Source organism: Nocardiopsis moroccensis, from assembly GCF_055763695.1.
The window spans coordinates 4834842-4851840 of record NZ_CP199747.1 but is presented as its reverse complement, the minus strand read 5'-3'; the positions used below and the strand labels follow the sequence as shown (position 1 = coordinate 4851840).

The following is a 16999-nucleotide window of genomic DNA, read 5'->3' as shown; positions in this document are numbered from 1 at the left end:
CCTGATCCACGGTGGTCACCGACTCCCCGCACGGCGACGAGCAGGACTCTCGTCACACACCCAAACACCGAAAACTGCCCGCGGAGGGCCCCATGCCCGGAGAGAGCACGGTCCGCCCCGCAGGCGGACCGACCCCGTCGTTCGAGGAGGGTGAGATCCCCGAAACCGAGACCCCCACCCCGAAACAGGACTCGGGTTCCGGCGGCATGATGCGGTCCAGCATGATCATGGCCGTCGGCACCATGGCCTCCCGCCTGTCCGGCTTCGCCCGCACCATCGTGCTGGCCGCCGCCATCGGTACCCACCTGCTCGGTGACGCCTACCACACGGCGCACACGATCCCCTTCATCCTGAACGACCTGCTCATCGGCGGCCTGATGGCCTCCGTGGTCATCCCCTTCCTCGTCAAGCGGCGCAAGCGCGACGCCGACGGCGGCAAGGCCACCGAGGACCGGCTGTTCACCTCGATGGTGCTGGCACTGCTGCTCGTGACGGTGACCGCCATCGCCGCGGCCGAGGCCCTCATCTGGCTGTACGGCTCCCGGTTCACCCCGGTGCAGTTCGACACCTCGGTCTACCTGGCACGCTTCCTGCTCTCGCAGATCTTCTTCGTGGGACTGAGCGGCCTGCTGAGCGCGATGCTCAACACCCGGGGCAAGTTCGGCGCGGCGGTCTGGGCCCCGGTGCTCAACAACTTCGTCATCATGGGTGTGGCCGGGATGTTCCTGGTGGTGGCGGGCCCGGGCCGCACCCCGGAGACGGTCTCCACCGCCGAACTCACCCTGTTGGGCGCGGGCACGGCCGCGGGCATGGCCCTCCAGGCGCTCGTGCTGTTCGTCGCGCTGACCCGGACCGGCTACCGGTGGAGCCCCCGCCTGGACCTGCGCGGCTCCGGCCTCGGTGAGGCCCTGCGCACCGCCGGGTGGATGATGCTCTACACCCTTCTGACCCAGGCCGGCCTGTGGATCACCACCAACATCGCCAACGCGGCGAACGTGGCCGGCATCGAACAGGGCCTGGACGTCGGTGCCGGTATCAGCGCCTACAACCTGGCGTACCAGCTCTTCCAGCTCCCCTACGCGATCATCGCGGTCTCCCTGATCACCGTGCTGCTCCCCCGGATGAGCGCGCACGCCGACGACCGCGACTGGGACGCGGTTCGCTCGGACTTCTCCCGCACCCTGCGGATCTCCGCCTTCGTGCTGGTACCGACCGCCTTCGCGGTCGCGATGTTCGCCGAGCCGCTGTCGGTGCTGGCGTTCGCCCGCGGTTCGGTCTCCGTCGCCGACGCGACCGCCATCGGCCAGATCCTCGCGGTGATGTCGCTCGGTCTGCTGCCGTTCACCGTGTTCCAGCTGATGCTGCGCGTGTTCTTCGCGATGGGCGACACCAGGACCCCCGCCCTGATCGGGGGGGCCAACCTCGCTGTTCACAGCGCTCTGGCCCTGGTCGCCTACCTGATCCTGCCGCCGAACCTGGTCGTCGTCGGCGTCGCAGCGGGCTTCATGGTGTCGTTCCTGTCGGGTCTGACCATCGCCGGGCAGGTCCTCAGCCGACGTGTCGGGGGTCTTGACGGAAAGCACATCATTGGCACATTGTTGCGGCTGCACCTGGCCGTCGTGCCCAGTGTCGCGGCCGGCTTCGGTGTGCTCTGGTTCTTCGACACCCAGGTCGGTCCCGGTCTGGTCACCTATGTGGGTGCCCCGGTCGTCGGATGCGCCGTCGGCGCGCTGCTCTTCCTGGTGTCCGCCCGTGTCCTGCGCGTGCCCGAACTGAGTGCCGCCGTGCAGCTGATCCGCACCCGCCTGGGTCGTTAGACGCCGTACCCCTTCGGCCAGGACCCGCCGGAACCCCGTAGCCGCCCCCGCCAGAAAAGGACCGCCCGACGGTGTCCAGCGACCAACTCCGCCAGCACTCCGAGGAACCGGAACGAGAACCGGAGGAGCACCGGGACCCAGCGTCCCGCCACCACATGGTGATGCCGGGTGACGTGCTCGACGCCTATGAGCGCTCCGAGCCCGACACCGAGCCCGAGACCGGGCTGAAGGCGGTCCGCGACCCCAGCGAGATCGGTGACGTGGGCACCGCGGACCGCGCCGGTCTGGAGGACGGCGACGAGATCGGCGGTACGGCGCACACGGCGCCGGGCAACCTGGCGAGGTCGACCGCGATCATGGCGGTCGGCACGATCGCCTCCCGGGTGACGGGCTTCGTCCGCACCATCGTGCTGGCCGCGGCGATCGGCACCCAGCTGCTGGGGGACGCCTACCAGACCGCCGGCATGGTGCCGTACATGATCTACGACCTGCTCATCGGCGGGTTGTTGGCCAGTGTGTTCGTGCCGTTCCTGGTCAAGCGGCGCAAGTTGGACTCCGACGGCGGGAACAGGACCGAGCAGCGCCTGGTCACCCTGATGTTGCTGGCGTTGTTCGCGCTCACCCTGGTGTCCGTGCTGATCGCGGAGTGGTTCATCCGGATCTACGCCGGCGGGTTCAGCGGAGCGCAGTACGAGGTCTCGGTGGTCCTGGCCCGCTACCTGGTGTTGCAGATCTTCTTCATCGGCGCGAGCGGCCTGTCCAGCGCCATGCTGAACGCGCGCAACAGGTTCGGCGCCCCCATGTGGGCCCCGGTGCTGAACAACCTCGTCATCATCGGCGTCTGTCTGTGGTTCCTGTCCGTCGCCGGCCCGGGCCGTACCCCGGACACCGTGACCCAGGGGGAGATCGCGCTGCTCGGCCTGGGCACCGCGCTCGGCCAGGTGGTACAGGCCGCCGTGCTGGTCTGGGCCCTCGCCGCCGCGGGTTTCCGCTGGCGCCCCAGGCTGGACCTGCGCGGGTCCGGCCTGGGGGAGGCCGCCGGTGCCGCCTCGTGGATGATGCTCTACATCGTGGTCGCCCAGGTGGGGGCGCTCGTGTCCACCAACGTCGCCACGCGGGCCGGAGCGATGGCCGCCGAGCTCGGCCACGAGACGGGTTCGGGTATCGCGGCGTACAAGTTCGCCTCGATGCTGTTCCAGCTGCCGTACGCGGTCATCGCGGTCTCGGTGATCACCGCCCTGCTCCCCCGGATGAGCGAACACGTCGCGGCCGGGCGCAGGGACCAGGTCCGGAGCGACTTCTCCCGGGGTCTGCGGCTCTCCTCCGTGCTGATCGTCCCCATCTCGGTGGCGATGATCGTCTTCGCCGTCCCCTTCTGCGTGATGATCTACGCGCAGGGCAGCACCAGCGCGCAGGACGCGGCCGCGATCGGCCGGATCCTGATGGCCTTCTGCGTGATGTTGATCCCGTTCACGCTGTTCCAGCTCCAGATGCGCGTGTTCTACGCGCTGGGCGACACCCGCACCCCGGCGCTGGTGTCGATCCCCTCCGAGGTCGCCCACGCGGTCACCGCGCTGAGCCTGCTGTACTTCATGGCGGAGAGCCCGCAGCACATCGTGGTGTGGCTGCCGGTCCCCTACGGGCTCTACTACATCGTGGGTTCGGCCATCATGTGGTTCCTGCTGAACCGCAGGCTGAACGGCCTGGACGGGCGCAGGACGGCCGCCACCCTGTTCAAGCTGCACGTGGCCACGGTCCCGGCCGCACTGTTCGGTGTGTTGATGACCTACGCCTTCCAGGGCCTGCCGGGTGATCTCTGGCCCGCGCTCGCGTCCATGGTGGCCGGGGGGCTGGTCGGTGCCGTACTGTTCGTGGTTGCCGCCAAGTTCCTTAAGGTGACAGAAGTCACATCATTCCTTGATTTGGTCAGAACCCGGCTGCGACGCCGCTGATCACCTGGAATGGATGACGTTGGGTAGTCACGTCCTGGTACTTCCCAGAAGGTGAACGAGCACCCGGTGTCCTCCAAAGAGGCTGTTCACGCGTCCTAGCATGGACAGACACCGCTTTACCGCCAGAGCATCGATGATCCGAGCTGCCCGAAGGGAGGCTGGGGACAGCAGACAGGGCCGACCCCCTCGCGTGCGCCCGCAGCGGCACCACGCGACCCAGCGGCACTGGCGCCCGTCACTCCCATCATGAGCACCTTCCTGATCGAACCCGGGGCGAAGCTGGCCAACCGCTACCGACTCGACCACGTGGTGAGCGAGACCGGTGGTGCGACCCGGTGGAAGGCCACCGACGAGACGCTCGCGCGTCCGGTCGCGGTATGGACCTTCACGGACGGATTCCCGCGCACGTCAGAGGTCGTGCACGCGGCCCGTGCCACGAGCCGCATCCCGGACGCCCGCGTCACCCAGGTCTTCGACGCCGACGACACCTCCGCCGTCCCCTACGTCGTCGAGGAATGGGTGATCGGTTCCTCCCTCTCCGAGCTCCTGGCGCAGGGGCCGATGGAGCCCGAGCGCGCCGCCGGCCTGGTCGCCGAGGCCGCCGAGGCCATCGCCGCGGCGCACGCCAGCGGCCTGCACCACCTGGGCCTGACCCCCGGAAAGCTCATGTGGAGCAGCGGCGGCGCGGTCAAGGTCACCGGCATCGGTGTGGACGCCGCACTGCTCGGCAACAACGTCCCCTACCCCGGCGCGGTCGACGCCCAGGGACTGGGAAGCCTGCTCTACGCGGCGATCACCGGGTACTGGCCGGGCGGTCCGCAGAGCGGACTGCCCGGCGCCCCGCAGGGCCCCATGGGCCCCTACCCGCCCGGGCAGCTACGCCAGGGCGTGAGCGAGCCACTGGCCAGCATCACCACCCGCGCGGCCCTGCCGCAGCTGGCGGGTCAACTGGTGCCCGGCCCGCCCATCACCAGCCCCGCCGATTTCTGCGCGGCGCTGGCAGAGGTGCCCCGGCTCATCCCGCTGCCGGTCTCCCCGGCGGAGGCCGCCCCGCAGCCCGAGCAGGGGACCTCCCGGCGCACCGGTGAGTTCGGCGCCACCAACGGCCAGCGGCGCGGATCCCGGGAGGCCGCGGCTCCGGCACGCAACTCCGCCCGGTCCGCTCCCGCCTCCCGCATGGAGCAGCGAGCCGCCCGCCAGGAGGGCGGCTCGGCCCGCAAGCTCCTGGTCGGCGTGGTGGCGGTGCTACTGTTCGCCGGGGTCGTCACCGGTGCGTGGATGGTCGGCACGCTGTTCGGCGGCGGGGACAACACCGCCGACCCGAGCGCCGGCGCCTCCGAGGAAGCCACGGACAACGTGGAACTGGAACCCCTCGCCATCGACTCGGCGCGGGGTTTCAACCCGATGGCCGAGGGCGACGAGCACTCCCAGAACGCGCCCCTCGCCCTCGACCAGAAGCCCGACACCGGCTGGAGCACCCAGGGCTACTGGGACCCGCTGGAGATGCAGAAGGAGGGCGTCGGCCTGCTGCTGGACCTGGAGTCCGGCCAGGAGGTCCACGAGGTGGACCTGATGCTCTCCGGTGGAGCACACGCGGTGGAGATCCGGGTCGGGGACAGCGACCAGGTCAGCGACCAGGCCAGCCTGGACGCCAACCTCCCGGCCGTCTGGTCGGGCAGTGTCGACGGCGAACAGACCATCACCCTCGACGAGGGTGTGACCGGGCGATACGTCCTGGTCTGGTTCACCGAGCTCCCGGAGACCGACGGAGAATGGCGTGGGACCATTAACGAGGTCGAGGTACGCGGGACCTAGGTTCTAGTTGTGGGGTATGTGATCAGCGCTGATGGACGCGGCCCAGGAGCTTCCTGACAAGGAGCTGTTGTCGAGGCACGCTCAGGGTGACGAACAGGCGTTCGCGGTACTGGTACGCCGACACCGTGAGCGCCTTTGGGCTGTCGCCATCCGGATGACCGGCGACCCCGAGGAGGCCTCGGACGCGCTCCAGGACGCCTTCCTGTCCGCGTTCCGGGCCGCTGGGCGCTTCCGCGGCGAGTCCCAGGTCAGCACCTGGCTGCACCGCATCGTGGTGAACGCCTGCCACGACCGCCTCAGACGCCGCAAGGTGCGTCCGGCCACCCCGACCGAGGACGAGACCCTCGACGTCATCTCCAACGAGCGCCTGAGCCGTTCTGGCGGCGCAAGCGACCACGCCTCGCGGACCGAGGCCCGCCTGGACGTGCACGCCGCCCTGGACCTCCTCCCGTTGGACCAGCGCATGGCGCTGACCCTGGTGGACATGCTCGGTTACCGGGTGGACGAGGCGGCCGAGATCCTCCAGGTGGCATCGGGCACCGTCAAGAGCCGGTGTGCGCGAGGTCGCGCCAAACTTCTTCCCTCCCTGGCCCATCTAAGGAACCCTCAGCCTCCCCGAGACGTCACATCTGGGAGAGGAGGTGCCAACCCATCGTGACGTCCCACCCAGACACGGAGGCGCTCGCCTTCTTCGCCGAGGGTCTCACCGACCCCGACGAGGAAAACTCGGTCGCCGCCCACATCGAGACCTGCGCGGAGTGCGCTGCCACCCTGGAGGAGCTCTCGGGGGTCACCCGCGTCCTCAGCGAGGCACCGGTACCCGCGCTGCCGCAGGGCGTCGCGGACCTCCTCGACAGCCGCATCGCCGAGGCCGTCCGTGAACGCTCCCCGTCCGCGGCGGGCACCGGAGCCGCCGCGCCCCCCGAATCCGCCGCCCCGTCGGCCGGGGAACCAACACCGACCGTCCCGGACGCACCCGCACCGGTCATTCCCATCGCTTCCCGACGCCGCGGTTTCGGCCTGCCCAAGCTGATGGCGGCCGCCGCCGCGGCCGTCTTCGTGGTCGGCGGCGGGGCCGCGATCGTCAACGGGCTGATGATCGGCGAAACGGAGAACGACGCCGCGGCCCCCATGGTCCAGGAGGACTCCCGCCCCGAGTCCGCGCCCGACATCGCCCAGTCCTACTCCGCGGAGTCCACGGCGAGCGGCACGGTCTACACCGAGGACCAGCTCGGCGCGCAGGCGGCCGAGGTGCTGGCCGAATCGGGAGAGACCGCTGAGGGCATGGGAGCCCAGGCGCAGCAGCCGGTGACCGCGCCCGTGCAGGGGTGCGTCAACCGGTTCGAGGAAGCCAACGACGTCCGGGGCACCCTGGTCGACGAAGCACTCTTCGACTCCGGTGACGGCGCCGAGCGCGTATGGGTCCTCTTCACCCAGGACACCGGGGGCAACGGCGTGGTCGTGCTCGACCCGCGCTGTGCGCAGGGCGGCGACATCAACACCAGCGTCCTCGCCGAAGCGGACCTGTGACCGGCCGGGGGCCTCAGCCGCCTCCGGGCCGGACCAGACCGCTCTCGTAGGCCAGCACGACCAGGCCCACCCGGTCCCGCACACCGAGCTTGGCGAGCAGGCGCCCCACATGGGTCCGGGCGGTCGCCGGACTCAGATGCAACTCGGCGCCGACCTCCTGGTTGGACATGCCCCGCCCGACGAGCGCGAGAACCTCGCGCTCGCGACCGGTGAGCCGGTCCAGACCGGCGGCGGCCTCCGGGGAGGGTTCCGTGGCGGCGAGGCGTTCGATGACCCGCCGGGTCACCCCCGGCGACAGCAGCGCCTCCCCCACCGCGACCGTCCGGACCGCCGCCCGCAGTTCGCGTGGTCCGGCGTCCTTGAGCAGGAACCCGGCCGCGCCCAGGCGCAGCGCGGAGAACACGTTCGCGTCCTCGCCGAAGGTGGTGAGGACCACGACCCGGGCGTCGACATGTCGACGCCCCGACGTGTCGACACGTCGACGTTCCAGTTCCCGCAGCACCCCGAGCCCGTCCATCACGGGCATCTGCAGGTCCAGCAGGACCACCTCCGGACGGAAGCGGTCGATCTCCACCAGCGCCTGCCGACCGTCGGTCGCCTCCGCCACCACCTCGATGTCGCCGTCCCTCTCCAACAGCGACCGCACCCCCGTACGCACGAGCGGCTGGTCGTCCACGAGCAGAACCCTGATCATGCGCCACCCCCGACCGGGATCCGCGCGCACACCCGGAACCCGCCACCGCGAACCGGACCGACCTCCAACGTGCCCTCCACCATCCGTACCCTCTCCCGCATACCGGAGAGCCCACCACCGCCACCGGCGGACGCCCGCGGTGCGACACCCCGGTCCGGCGTCCGGGCATCCGGGGCGCCGCCGGCAGCACCGTCATCGGTGACCGTCACGGCGAGCACCCCCTCGGTGCGTTCGAGCACCACGTCGGCACGCCCTGCCCGGGCATGGCGGAGGGTGTTGGTGAGGGCCTCCTGGACCAACCGGTAGGCGGTCGCGTCCACCATCCGGGGCAGGCCCTCCCCGCCGTCCCCCGTCACCTCGACCTCCAGCCCGGCCGCGCGGACCGAGGCGACCAACTCCTCCAGGTGGGCGAGACCGGCGATCCGCTCGACCTCGGCTCCGGGTTCACGCAGCGCCCGCACCGTGGAGCGCAGATCGCGCAGCCCTCCTCCGGCGGCCCGGGTGACGTGGTCCAGCTCGGCGCGGGCCGTCGGTAGATCCACCGCGCCCTCCTCCAGAGCCTCCGAGGCCACCGCGGCGTGCAGGGAGACCACCGACAGATGGTGGCCGACCGCGTCGTGCAGGTCCCGGGCGATCCGGGCGCGTTCGCGCGCCATCCGCTCGGCGGACTCGGCCTCCCTCGCCTGGGCGTCCAGCACCGCGATCCGCTCGCGCTGGCGGGCGCTCCGTCTGCGCTGCCGCGCCCCGTCGCCGAGGGCGATCGCCGCGCCCATGACCGCCACGGTGGACGGTAGTTCGTACCCGATCAGCAGGGCCACGTCCTGTCCCTCGGCGATCCGCGCGGGGGTGGAGACCGCCACCAGCGCGACCGCGACCCCCACCGCCCACCGTGTCCGGTCGAACGCGGCCGCGGAGTACAGCGCGGCCGCGACCGGAACCGCCATCCCGATCACCGGGAGGTCGACCACGTAGTAGGCGATGAGGAGCACCCCGGTGGTCAGGAGGACCCCCACCGGCCACCGGCGCCGCACGAGCATGAGCAGACCGAACAGGGCGGCGAACCCGTAGGCCACCGCCGCGGGGAGGTCTCCCCCGCCGATGTCCGCTCCGACGGAGATGGCGACCACTGCGAAGACCGCGAACCCCGCAAGGGCGTCGACGACGACGTCTTGGCTGGTTGAGTGACCGGGCATGCGGCGATTCTACGGATCCCCCTCCCCGGGGCCGCCTTCTCCCGAACGCGTCCGACTACGCATTCGGACGTACCGGGGCGGGACCGTGGGCCGATGTCACGGGGCCAACTGCTCCCTACCGTGCGAAGGGTCGGCACAGCCGCCCCACAACCCACGGAGAGATCATGAGCCACCACCCGCACATCCCGCAGGGGGACTCCGGCCGGACCGCCGAACACCCGCACGACATCCCCTGGTCACTCGTGCTCGGCCTCGGTGCGCTCGCCCTGGTCCGCCCCCTGATGAGCGCCACCGGAGTCTCGGAGGCGATCGGTTCGCCGCTGGCGCAGATCGCCTCGACCCTGCTCGTCACCGCGGTCTGGATCGTGGCGGTGGTCGTGGCACGCGTCCCCCGCCCCTTCGTCACCCTCGTGTACACGGGCCTGGCCTACGGGGTCCTCGCGATCGTGCTGAGCGCGGCGCTGTCCCCGTTCTTCACGGGAGAGCTCCAGGGGCCGATCACCAACCCCTTCGGCCTGGTGGCGGTCCTGGTCACGAACGCCCTGTGGGGAACCGTCGCGGGGGCGGTCGCCCTGGCGGTCCGCCGAGGGGCCGACCGTGCCGGACCTCGCCGCTGAGACCCATCTCCCGCCCGCCGCGCGCTGGGCGGATACCCGAGGGGGAATGCCCTGCGCCTACCATCGGTTGTGCTAAGCATCTTTCCCTCCGGTCACGCCCCCGTGGCCAGGAACAGCGACTGTGTGAAGGGCCTACGAGCGTGAGTGACGTCCGCAATGTCATCATCATCGGTTCCGGACCGGCGGGTTACACCGCCGCCGTGTACGCCGCGCGCGCGGAACTGCGCCCTCTCGTGTTCGAGGGGTCCATCACCGCCGGCGGTGCGCTCATGAACACCACCGACGTGGAGAACTTCCCCGGTTTCCCCGACGGGATCATGGGCCCGGACCTCATGGACAACCTGCGCAAGCAGGCCGAGCGCTTCGGTGCCGAACTGGTCCCCGAGGACGTCACCGAGGTGGACCTGACCAAGCCGGTCAAGGAGGTCACCGTCGGCAGCGAGACCTTCCTCGCGCACACCGTCATTCTGGCCACCGGCTCCGGCTACCGCGAGCTGGGCATCCCCGGCGAGAAGGCGCTGTCCGGCCGGGGGACCTCCTGGTGCGCCACCTGCGACGGTTTCTTCTTCCGTGACCAGGACATCGCCGTGGCCGGCGGCGGCGACACCGCGATGGAGGAGGCGCTCTTCCTCACCCGCTTCGCCAAGTCCGTGACGGTCATCCACCGACGCGACGAGCTGCGCGCCAGCAAGATCATGGCCGAGCGGGCCTTCGCCAACGACAAGATCTCCTTCCTCTGGGACACCGAGATCACCGAGGTTCTCGGGGAGGACCGTGTCAGCGGCCTCCAGCTGATCAACAACAAGACCCACGAGATCAGCACCCTGGACGTGACCGGCCTGTTCGTCGCCATCGGCCACGACCCGCGCGTGGAGCTCTTCCAGAAGCAGATCGAGCTCGACGAGGAGGGCTACGTGAAGGTGGACGCGCCGTCCACCCGGACCAACCTCGAAGGCGTCTTCGCCGCGGGCGACGTGGTCGACCACCAGTACCGCCAGGCGATCACCGCCGCGGGCACCGGCTGCGCCGCGGCCCTGGACGCCGAGCGCCACCTCGCCGAGATGGGCAACTGACCCCTCCCAGTCCTCTTTCCCACCGGTTTCGTCGAACCAAGGAGAACCAAGCAGTGTCCACAGTCAAGACCGCCACCGACGCCTCCTTCAAGGAGACCGTCCTCTCCAGCGACAAGCCCGTCCTGGTGGACTTCTGGGCCGACTGGTGCGGCCCCTGCAAGCAGATGGCCCCGGTCCTGGACAAGCTGGCCGAGGAGTACGCCGACAAGATCGATGTCGTCAAGCTCAACACCGACCAGAACCCCGAGACCCCGCGCACCTACAACGTCATGTCGCTGCCAACCCTGAACGTCTACAAGGACGGCGAGGTTGTCAAGCAGATCATCGGGGCCAAGCCGAAGCGTCTCCTGGAGAAGGAGCTGGCCGAGTTCCTGTAACCCGGAACCGCACCGAATCCGCGAGAGGCCCCCAGGTCACCCCTGGGGGCCTCTCGTCTTCTCGTGCGACCGGCCTTCGACCCGCGCACTCCACACCGCCCCACGGCCCCCGTGTCGCCCCGCGATGGGGCACCCCGGCGATCGGGGTGCGCCGGGGCGGCCCGGACGGCCGAGACTCTTCGCGTGCGCGCCCTGTTTCACGTGAAACAGGGCGGAGGTACAGAGGACCCGCATACGACGTTGGCGGTGTTTCACGTGAAACACCGCCAACGCTCGGGTGGAGGGTCAGCCCTGCCGGTCCATCTGACTGATGATCCGCTCCAGGTCCTCCATCGTCGCGAACTCCACGACGATCTTGCCCTTCTTCCGACCGATGTCCACCTTCACCGTGGTGTCGAGCCGGTCGCCCAGACGGGTCGCCCACTCCTCGACCTGAGGAGGGTTATTGATCCTGCCCGCGGAGGAGCGGCGGGGCTTCTCCCCCTCGGGGCTCTCCTCCCCGGGGATCTCCCGGAGGGCGACGATCTCCTCCAGGGCCCGAACCGACAGGTTCTCGTTGTTGACCCGCTGAGCCAGGCGTTCCTGCGCTTCCGGATCATCGATCGAGAGCAGCGCACGGGCGTGGCCGGCGCTGAGCACCCCGGCCGCCACCCGGTTCTGCACCCTCCCCGGAAGGTTGAGCAGGCGCAGCGTGTTGCTGACGTGCGAGCGGGACTTCCCCACCCTCTGGGCCAGCTCCTCCTGGGTGGTGTCGAAGTCGTCCAGCATCTGCTGGTACGCGGCCGCCTCCTCCAGCGGGTTGAGCTGCTGCCGGTGCAGGTTCTCCAGGAGCGCCTCCCGGAGCAACTCGTCATCGTCCGTCTTGCGGACGATGGCGGGGATGCGGTCCAGGTCCGCGAGCTTGCTCGCCCGGAACCTGCGCTCCCCCATGATCAGCTCGTATCGGTCCTCGCCGTGGCCCTCGAGCTTGCGAACCACGATGGGCTGAAGCAGACCGACCTCGACGATCGAGTCCCGCAACTCCTCCAGGGCTTCCTCGTCGAAATGTGTCCTGGGCTGACGGGGGTTGGGGGTGATCGAGGCGAGCTCGACATCCTCCAGGTAGGTTCCGTCCGGCAACTCCGCCGGACCCTGGACCTCGGGGGGTTCAGGGGCGGGCAGCTCCACCTCGGGAACACTCTCCACCGGCGCGGGGGCCGTCGGCCCCTGCGGGATGAGCGCCCCCAGCCCCTTACCCAGTCCGCGCCGCTGCTGGCTCACCGGCAACTCCCTCCACACTCCTTGCGTGCTGTTCCGCCCGACCGCAGCACGGCCGGGCGGAGTGTTTCACGTGAAACAACCGGCGTCAGCCGGAGATCCCTTCGGCCCGGTAGGCGATCTCACGGGACGCCTCCAGGTAGGCCACCGCGCCGGTGGACGCGGGATCGTAGGTCATGACCGACTGCGCGTAGCTCGGCGCCTCGGAGACACGGACGCTTCTCGGCACCAGGGTCTCCAGGACGAGTTCACCGAAGTGCGAACGCACCTCGTCCGCGACCTGCTGGGCGAGCCGGGTCCGGCCGTCGTACATCGTCAGCAGGATCGTGCTGATGGACAGGCCCGTGTTCAGGTGCGACTTGACCAGCTCCACGTTGCGCAGAAGCTGGCCGAGCCCTTCCAGTGCGTAGTACTCACACTGGATCGGAATCATGACCTCGTCACACGCCACCATCGCGTTGACCGTCAGCAGGCCGAGCGAAGGCGGACAGTCGATGAGGATGTAGTCGAGGTCCGACGTGTCGTAGGCGGCGAAGGCCCGCTTGAGCCGAGCCTCCCGGGCGACCAGGGAGACCAGTTCGATCTCGGCTCCGGCGAGGTCGATGGTGGCCGGAGCGCACCACAGGTTCGGAATGTCCGGGACCGGCTGGGCCAGCTTCCGGATCTCCTCGTCCTCGACCAGGCAGTGGTAGATCGACCGGGTCTGGGTGTCACGCTCCATGCCGAGCGCGGTGGACGCGTTCCCCTGCGGGTCGAGGTCGACCACGAGAACACGCTGTCCGTGCATGGCCAGGGCGGCGGCGATGTTCACCGTGGTGGTGGTCTTACCCACCCCGCCCTTCTGGTTGGCGACACTGATCACCCGGCAGGCCTTGGGGCGGGGCCAGTGGTCCTCGTGCCCGCGAACCGCCATCGCGGCATGGGCCGCGCGGGCAAGAGGAGTGTCGGGGACGCTGTCGGAGGCCGTGTCGCCACTCTGTGTTTCACGTGAAACAGAGGGCCGGCCCGCCGTGGAGTCCGCTGCTGTTTCACGTGAAACATCGAGCAGGTCTCCATAGGCGCCCGCCGGGGTTTCACGTGAAACACCGGCGTTGTCGGCTGGGTTCTGGGGCACGAATGAGTTCACCTCTTCCGTCCGCGCTTCTTTTTGCCGCTCCGCGCCTTCTTCTGGGATCCTCCGGGCACGGGCGGACCACCGTCGGATGTCACCGTGACGCGAACGACCGTGGTAGCGGGATCGACTTTACCCCGACCCACCCTGATCACATCGCAGACGCCAGGACGCAGTTTCGAAACGTCTTTCTCCGCCTCGGCCAGTTCGGCCTCCGCCTGCTCCCCCTTCAGGGCCAACAGGCTCCCGCCCCTGCGGAGCAGTGGCAGCGACCAACCGGCGAGACGGCCCAGTGGGGCGACCGCGCGGGCGGTGACGAAGTCGGTGTACAGCTCGCCGTGCACCTCCTCGGCACGCCCCCGCCGAACCTCCACGTTGGCCAGGCCGAGGGTCTCGACAGCCTCGTCGAGAAAGACCGTCCGTCGCAGCAGGGGCTCCAGAAGGGTCACCCTGACATCCGGGCGCAGCAGACCGAGCACCAGACCGGGCAGTCCAGCACCCGACCCGATGTCCACCACCTCCGCGCCCTCGGGGATCAACTCCTCGACGACAGCACAGTTGATGAGGTGTCGCTCCCAGAGGCGGGGCACCTCGCGGGGGCCGATCAATCCTCGGCGCACCCCGTCGTCCGCGAGGAGTTCGGCGTAGCGCGCAGCCGTGGGCAGGGTGTCGCCGAAGACCGCCTCGGCCTGCGGGGGCGGGGCGGGGAGCGTAGCGCCGGGCTCCTCAGTGCCCGAGGTCATCGGTCACCACCTGTCGGAACTCGTCCATCATCACTTCCATGAACCGTCGGGTCGCCATGTCGACCTGTCCATTTGGAGCATTGTCGACCGGCGTGGGAAACGCGCGGCGGATCACGGTCGCCCGCACGCACGGGGTTACCCCCTCCCCCGCACGGGCCGCGTGGCTCGCGGATCCACTCGCGGCGTCGTCCCGGAGTACCGGGGCGGAACGGCTCGTGGGCGGGAAGGCCCCGGAGACGATCCTATGCGTGGGACGCACCCGGGTTTCACGTGAAACACCCCCGGAGGCTCCTCGCGGGCCCCGCGCCCGCGGTCCGTGACCGCTGCCCCCGCCACCCGTGCGAGAGCCGGCCCTCGCACGACGAAGGGGCGGTGTTTCACGTGAAACACCGCCCCTGACATCCGCGACCGGAAACGCTAGTCGGCCGGATGCACCACCACGTAGCGGTTGGGCTCCTCACCCTCGGACTCACTGCGCAGACCGGCAGCGGCGACCGCGTCGTGCACGACCTTGCGCTCGAACGGGGTCATCGGCTCCAGCGGGTGAATCTCCCCGCTCTCCTTGACCTTGTTCGCGGCCTCGGTGCCGATCTGGAAGAGCACCTTGCGACGGCCCTCGCGGTAGCCGCCGATGTCCAGCATGAGGCGACTGCGCTCCCCGGTCGCGCGGTGCACGGCCAGACGGGTCAGCTCCTGGAGGGCCTCCAGGACCTCACCGTCGTCACCGATCAGTTCGTCCAGGGTCGCACCGACGACGGAGACCATCGCGCGGTCCCCTTCGACGTCCATGTCGATGTCGCCGTCGAAGTCCGCGATGTCGAGGAGGCCCTCGATGTAGTCCGCGGCGATGTCACCCTCGTTCTCCAGGGCTTCGATGTCGATTCCGGCCTCAGGTGCCTCAGCCACCGCTACGCCACCGCTCTCTTCCTCGCTACTTCCCACAGCGATCCCGTCTCCTCAATCCGTCAGTCCCTGGCCGTCGTACGCCTCAGGGGCATTGTCGCCTGCGTACTGGAAAGTCGTCGCCGCCGACACGAAACAGGAAGATCCTCAGTTGGACCCGCCGCTGCGCTTGGAGCGCGGCTGCTTCTTCGGCTGCTTACGTTCGATCTTAGGCTCTTCCTTGGGCTCCGGAGCGGTTTCCGGGGCCTTCTTCCGGCCGAGCATGCCCTTGGCCGAGCCCTTGGCGGTACTGCCCTTGCCCGACTGGTCCCCGTCACCGGGGAGGGGCTGGTTCCGGTAGAGGTAGTGCTGCTGCACCATGGTCCAGACGTTGGACGTGACCCAGTAGACGAGCACACCGACCGGCATCGCGAGACCGAAGAGCCCGAACGCGGGCGCCAGGTACATCATGATCTTCTGGGTCTGCATCATCGGGTTGTCGGGCTGCTGCGCCATGCTGCGCTTGATGCTCTGCCGCATGGTCAGGAACGTCGTGGTGCCCATGACCACACAGGCGATCGCGATGACGATCTTCGCCATGACGGGGTCGGTCGCGCCGAGCTGGCGCAGTTCCTCCGGGGTGGTGTTGAACTGCGCGGCGATCGGGGCGTGGAAGATCAGCGCCTCACGGGCACTGTTGGCGAGTTCCTCGGTGAAGCCGTACCGGACATTGCCCTCGGCAACGCTGCGCAGCACGCTGAACAGTGCGAAGAACACCGGCATCTGCAGGAGGAGGGGGAGACAACCCATGATGGGGTTGGTCCCGCTCTCCTGGTAGAGCTTCATCGACTCCTTCTGGAGTCGCTCCTTGTCGTGCTTGTAGCGCTCCCGAAGCTTCATGATCTTCGGTTGGACTTCCTGCATCTTGCGCTGCGTGTTCATCTGCTTGACGAACAGCGGCACGAGCAGGAGCCGCATGACGACGGTGAGCAGCACGATGGACAGGCCCCACGCCCACCCGCTGTCGGGGTTCAGGCCGACGAAGGACAGACCCGCGTGGATCTGGACCAACGTCCAGCCGACGATGTTGTAAAGCCAGTCCAGCACCGGCCAACTCCTAGTTCAGTGAAACTACTGGTCCCCGGAAGCGGCGCCGGTGTTCCCGGTTCCGCCCGCAGACTCCTCGGACTCCTCGTTCCCGCGCCCCCTGGGCGGCGGAACCGGATCAAGACCCCCCGGGTTGAAGGGATGGCAGCGGGCGATACGCCTGACAGCCAGCCACAACCCGCGCAGGGCTCCGTGCACGCGGAGCGCCTCGACGGCGTACGCGCTGCACGAAGGGTAGAAACGACAGACCGGGGGGAAGAGCGGACTGATGAAGCGCTGGTAACCACGGATGGGCAGGATCAGCAGCCGTGCGAACGACGTCGGTCTGTGCTCGGTCATTGCTTCGCCCACCGTTCTCCGCCCCTGGGTGGGCGACGGTCACCGTCTGCCTCGCTCCTCGCCGACTCGGCCGATTCGGGGCGCGGGCCCCCACGGCCCCGTCGACGCTTGGCGGCCCCCCGGGGCCGCTGCGCCGCGGCGATCGCGCTGTCGAGTTGTACTGCCAGATCCTGCTGCCGCATGTTCGCGGCAGAGGGCTTGGCCCGCACTACCAGCAGGCTACCGTTTGGCAGAACAGCCAACCGAGCCCGCATCAGGTGACGCAGCCTCCGCTGTACGCGTTTGCGCACCACCGCTCCCCCGACCGCCTTACTCACGACGAAACCGACGCGCGGCGGCGCCGCGGCGTCGGTGTCTTGGTCGGACGGCTGTCGGGGTGCGAGGTAGATGACGCCCAGGGCCTCACGCGATGCGCGCCGGCCCGAGCGCATGACCGTTCCGAACTCGGCGCTGTGACGCATCCGGTTCTCCGGCGACAACATCGGCGTTCCT

17 protein-coding genes are annotated in these 16999 nt (G+C 69.4%); 8 read left to right on the top strand and 9 right to left on the bottom strand.

Going from position 1 to position 16999, the window contains the following annotated elements; translation table 11 throughout:
* Positions 1–11 precede the first annotated feature (11 nt).
* The 5 genes from murJ (ACUKCB_RS21430) (at position 12) to ACUKCB_RS21410 (ending at position 7114) form a co-directional block, all read left to right on the top strand.
* Positions 12–1817 (top strand): murein biosynthesis integral membrane protein MurJ, encoded by a 1806-nt coding sequence (gene murJ / locus ACUKCB_RS21430; protein ID WP_473037383.1) that lies wholly within the window; start codon positions 12–14, stop codon positions 1815–1817.
* 155 nt (positions 1818–1972) lie between these two features.
* Positions 1973–3769 (top strand): murein biosynthesis integral membrane protein MurJ, encoded by a 1797-nt coding sequence (gene murJ / locus ACUKCB_RS21425; RefSeq protein ID WP_473041090.1) that lies wholly within the window; start codon positions 1973–1975, stop codon positions 3767–3769.
* 246 nt (positions 3770–4015) lie between these two features.
* Positions 4016–5584, top strand: a complete 1569-nt coding sequence (locus tag ACUKCB_RS21420; protein WP_473037382.1) for a protein kinase family protein — start codon at positions 4016–4018, stop codon at positions 5582–5584.
* A 31-nt stretch (positions 5585–5615) separates the two neighbouring features.
* The gene (sigM, locus tag ACUKCB_RS21415) at positions 5616–6242 is read left to right on the top strand and encodes an RNA polymerase sigma factor SigM (protein ID WP_473037381.1); all 627 of its coding nucleotides are present in this window, start codon (positions 5616–5618) and stop codon (positions 6240–6242) included.
* Positions 6239–7114, top strand: coding sequence for an anti-sigma factor family protein (locus tag ACUKCB_RS21410; RefSeq protein ID WP_473037380.1), 876 nt, complete (start codon positions 6239–6241; stop codon positions 7112–7114). The genes sigM and ACUKCB_RS21410 overlap by 4 nt, the downstream gene beginning before the upstream one ends.
* Positions 7115–7127: 13 nt before the next feature.
* On the opposite strand, the gene ACUKCB_RS21405 is transcribed toward ACUKCB_RS21410, so the two are convergent.
* Together ACUKCB_RS21405 and ACUKCB_RS21400 are read right to left on the bottom strand one after the other, a co-directional pair.
* Positions 7128–7808, bottom strand: a complete 681-nt coding sequence (locus tag ACUKCB_RS21405) for a response regulator (protein ID WP_473037379.1) — start codon at positions 7806–7808, stop codon at positions 7128–7130.
* Complete coding sequence (locus tag ACUKCB_RS21400; RefSeq protein ID WP_473037378.1) at positions 7805–9001, bottom strand: sensor histidine kinase; 1197 nt, start codon at positions 8999–9001, stop codon at positions 7805–7807. Before ACUKCB_RS21400 ends, ACUKCB_RS21405 begins: the two co-directional genes overlap by 4 nt.
* Positions 9002–9165: 164 nt before the next feature.
* Here ACUKCB_RS21400 and ACUKCB_RS21395 point away from each other — a divergent pair, with 164 nt between their 5' ends.
* The 3 genes from ACUKCB_RS21395 to trxA all read left to right on the top strand — a co-directional run bounded on the left by ACUKCB_RS21395 (position 9166) and on the right by trxA (position 11068).
* On the top strand, positions 9166–9618 hold the full coding sequence (locus ACUKCB_RS21395) for a hypothetical protein (RefSeq protein WP_473037377.1): 453 nt from the start codon (positions 9166–9168) through the stop codon (positions 9616–9618).
* 140 nt (positions 9619–9758) lie between these two features.
* The gene (gene trxB / locus ACUKCB_RS21390; protein WP_473037376.1) at positions 9759–10691 is read left to right on the top strand and encodes a thioredoxin-disulfide reductase; all 933 of its coding nucleotides are present in this window, start codon (positions 9759–9761) and stop codon (positions 10689–10691) included.
* Positions 10692–10744: 53 nt separating this feature from the next.
* Positions 10745–11068 (top strand): thioredoxin, encoded by a 324-nt coding sequence (trxA, locus tag ACUKCB_RS21385; RefSeq protein WP_473037375.1) that lies wholly within the window; start codon positions 10745–10747, stop codon positions 11066–11068.
* Between the two features lie 285 nt (positions 11069–11353).
* Here trxA and ACUKCB_RS21380 read toward each other — a convergent pair whose 3' ends face one another.
* From ACUKCB_RS21380 to rnpA, 7 genes are all read right to left on the bottom strand, one after another.
* Positions 11354–12328, bottom strand: a complete 975-nt coding sequence (locus ACUKCB_RS21380) for a ParB/RepB/Spo0J family partition protein (RefSeq protein ID WP_473037374.1) — start codon at positions 12326–12328, stop codon at positions 11354–11356.
* Positions 12329–12413: 85 nt separating this feature from the next.
* Positions 12414–13373 carry a ParA family protein gene (locus tag ACUKCB_RS21375; RefSeq protein WP_473041089.1) on the bottom strand — a complete coding sequence of 320 codons (960 nt, stop codon included), beginning with the start codon at positions 13371–13373 and terminating at the stop codon, positions 12414–12416.
* A gap of 74 nt (positions 13374–13447) precedes the next feature.
* The gene (gene rsmG / locus ACUKCB_RS21370) at positions 13448–14179 is read right to left on the bottom strand and encodes a 16S rRNA (guanine(527)-N(7))-methyltransferase RsmG (protein ID WP_473037373.1); all 732 of its coding nucleotides are present in this window, start codon (positions 14177–14179) and stop codon (positions 13448–13450) included.
* Between the two features lie 417 nt (positions 14180–14596).
* Positions 14597–15085, bottom strand: coding sequence for a Jag family protein (locus tag ACUKCB_RS21365; RefSeq protein WP_191267975.1), 489 nt, complete (start codon positions 15083–15085; stop codon positions 14597–14599).
* 144 nt (positions 15086–15229) lie between these two features.
* The gene (gene yidC, locus ACUKCB_RS21360; RefSeq protein ID WP_473037372.1) at positions 15230–16168 is read right to left on the bottom strand and encodes a membrane protein insertase YidC; all 939 of its coding nucleotides are present in this window, start codon (positions 16166–16168) and stop codon (positions 15230–15232) included.
* A gap of 24 nt (positions 16169–16192) precedes the next feature.
* Positions 16193–16507, bottom strand: coding sequence for a membrane protein insertion efficiency factor YidD (yidD, locus tag ACUKCB_RS21355; RefSeq protein WP_191267977.1), 315 nt, complete (start codon positions 16505–16507; stop codon positions 16193–16195).
* Positions 16504–16989: a ribonuclease P protein component gene (gene rnpA / locus ACUKCB_RS21350; RefSeq protein WP_473037371.1), complete on the bottom strand. Its 486-nt coding sequence runs from the start codon at positions 16987–16989 to the stop codon at positions 16504–16506. Before rnpA ends, yidD begins: the two co-directional genes overlap by 4 nt.
* Between the last annotated feature and the right edge of the window lie 10 nt (positions 16990–16999).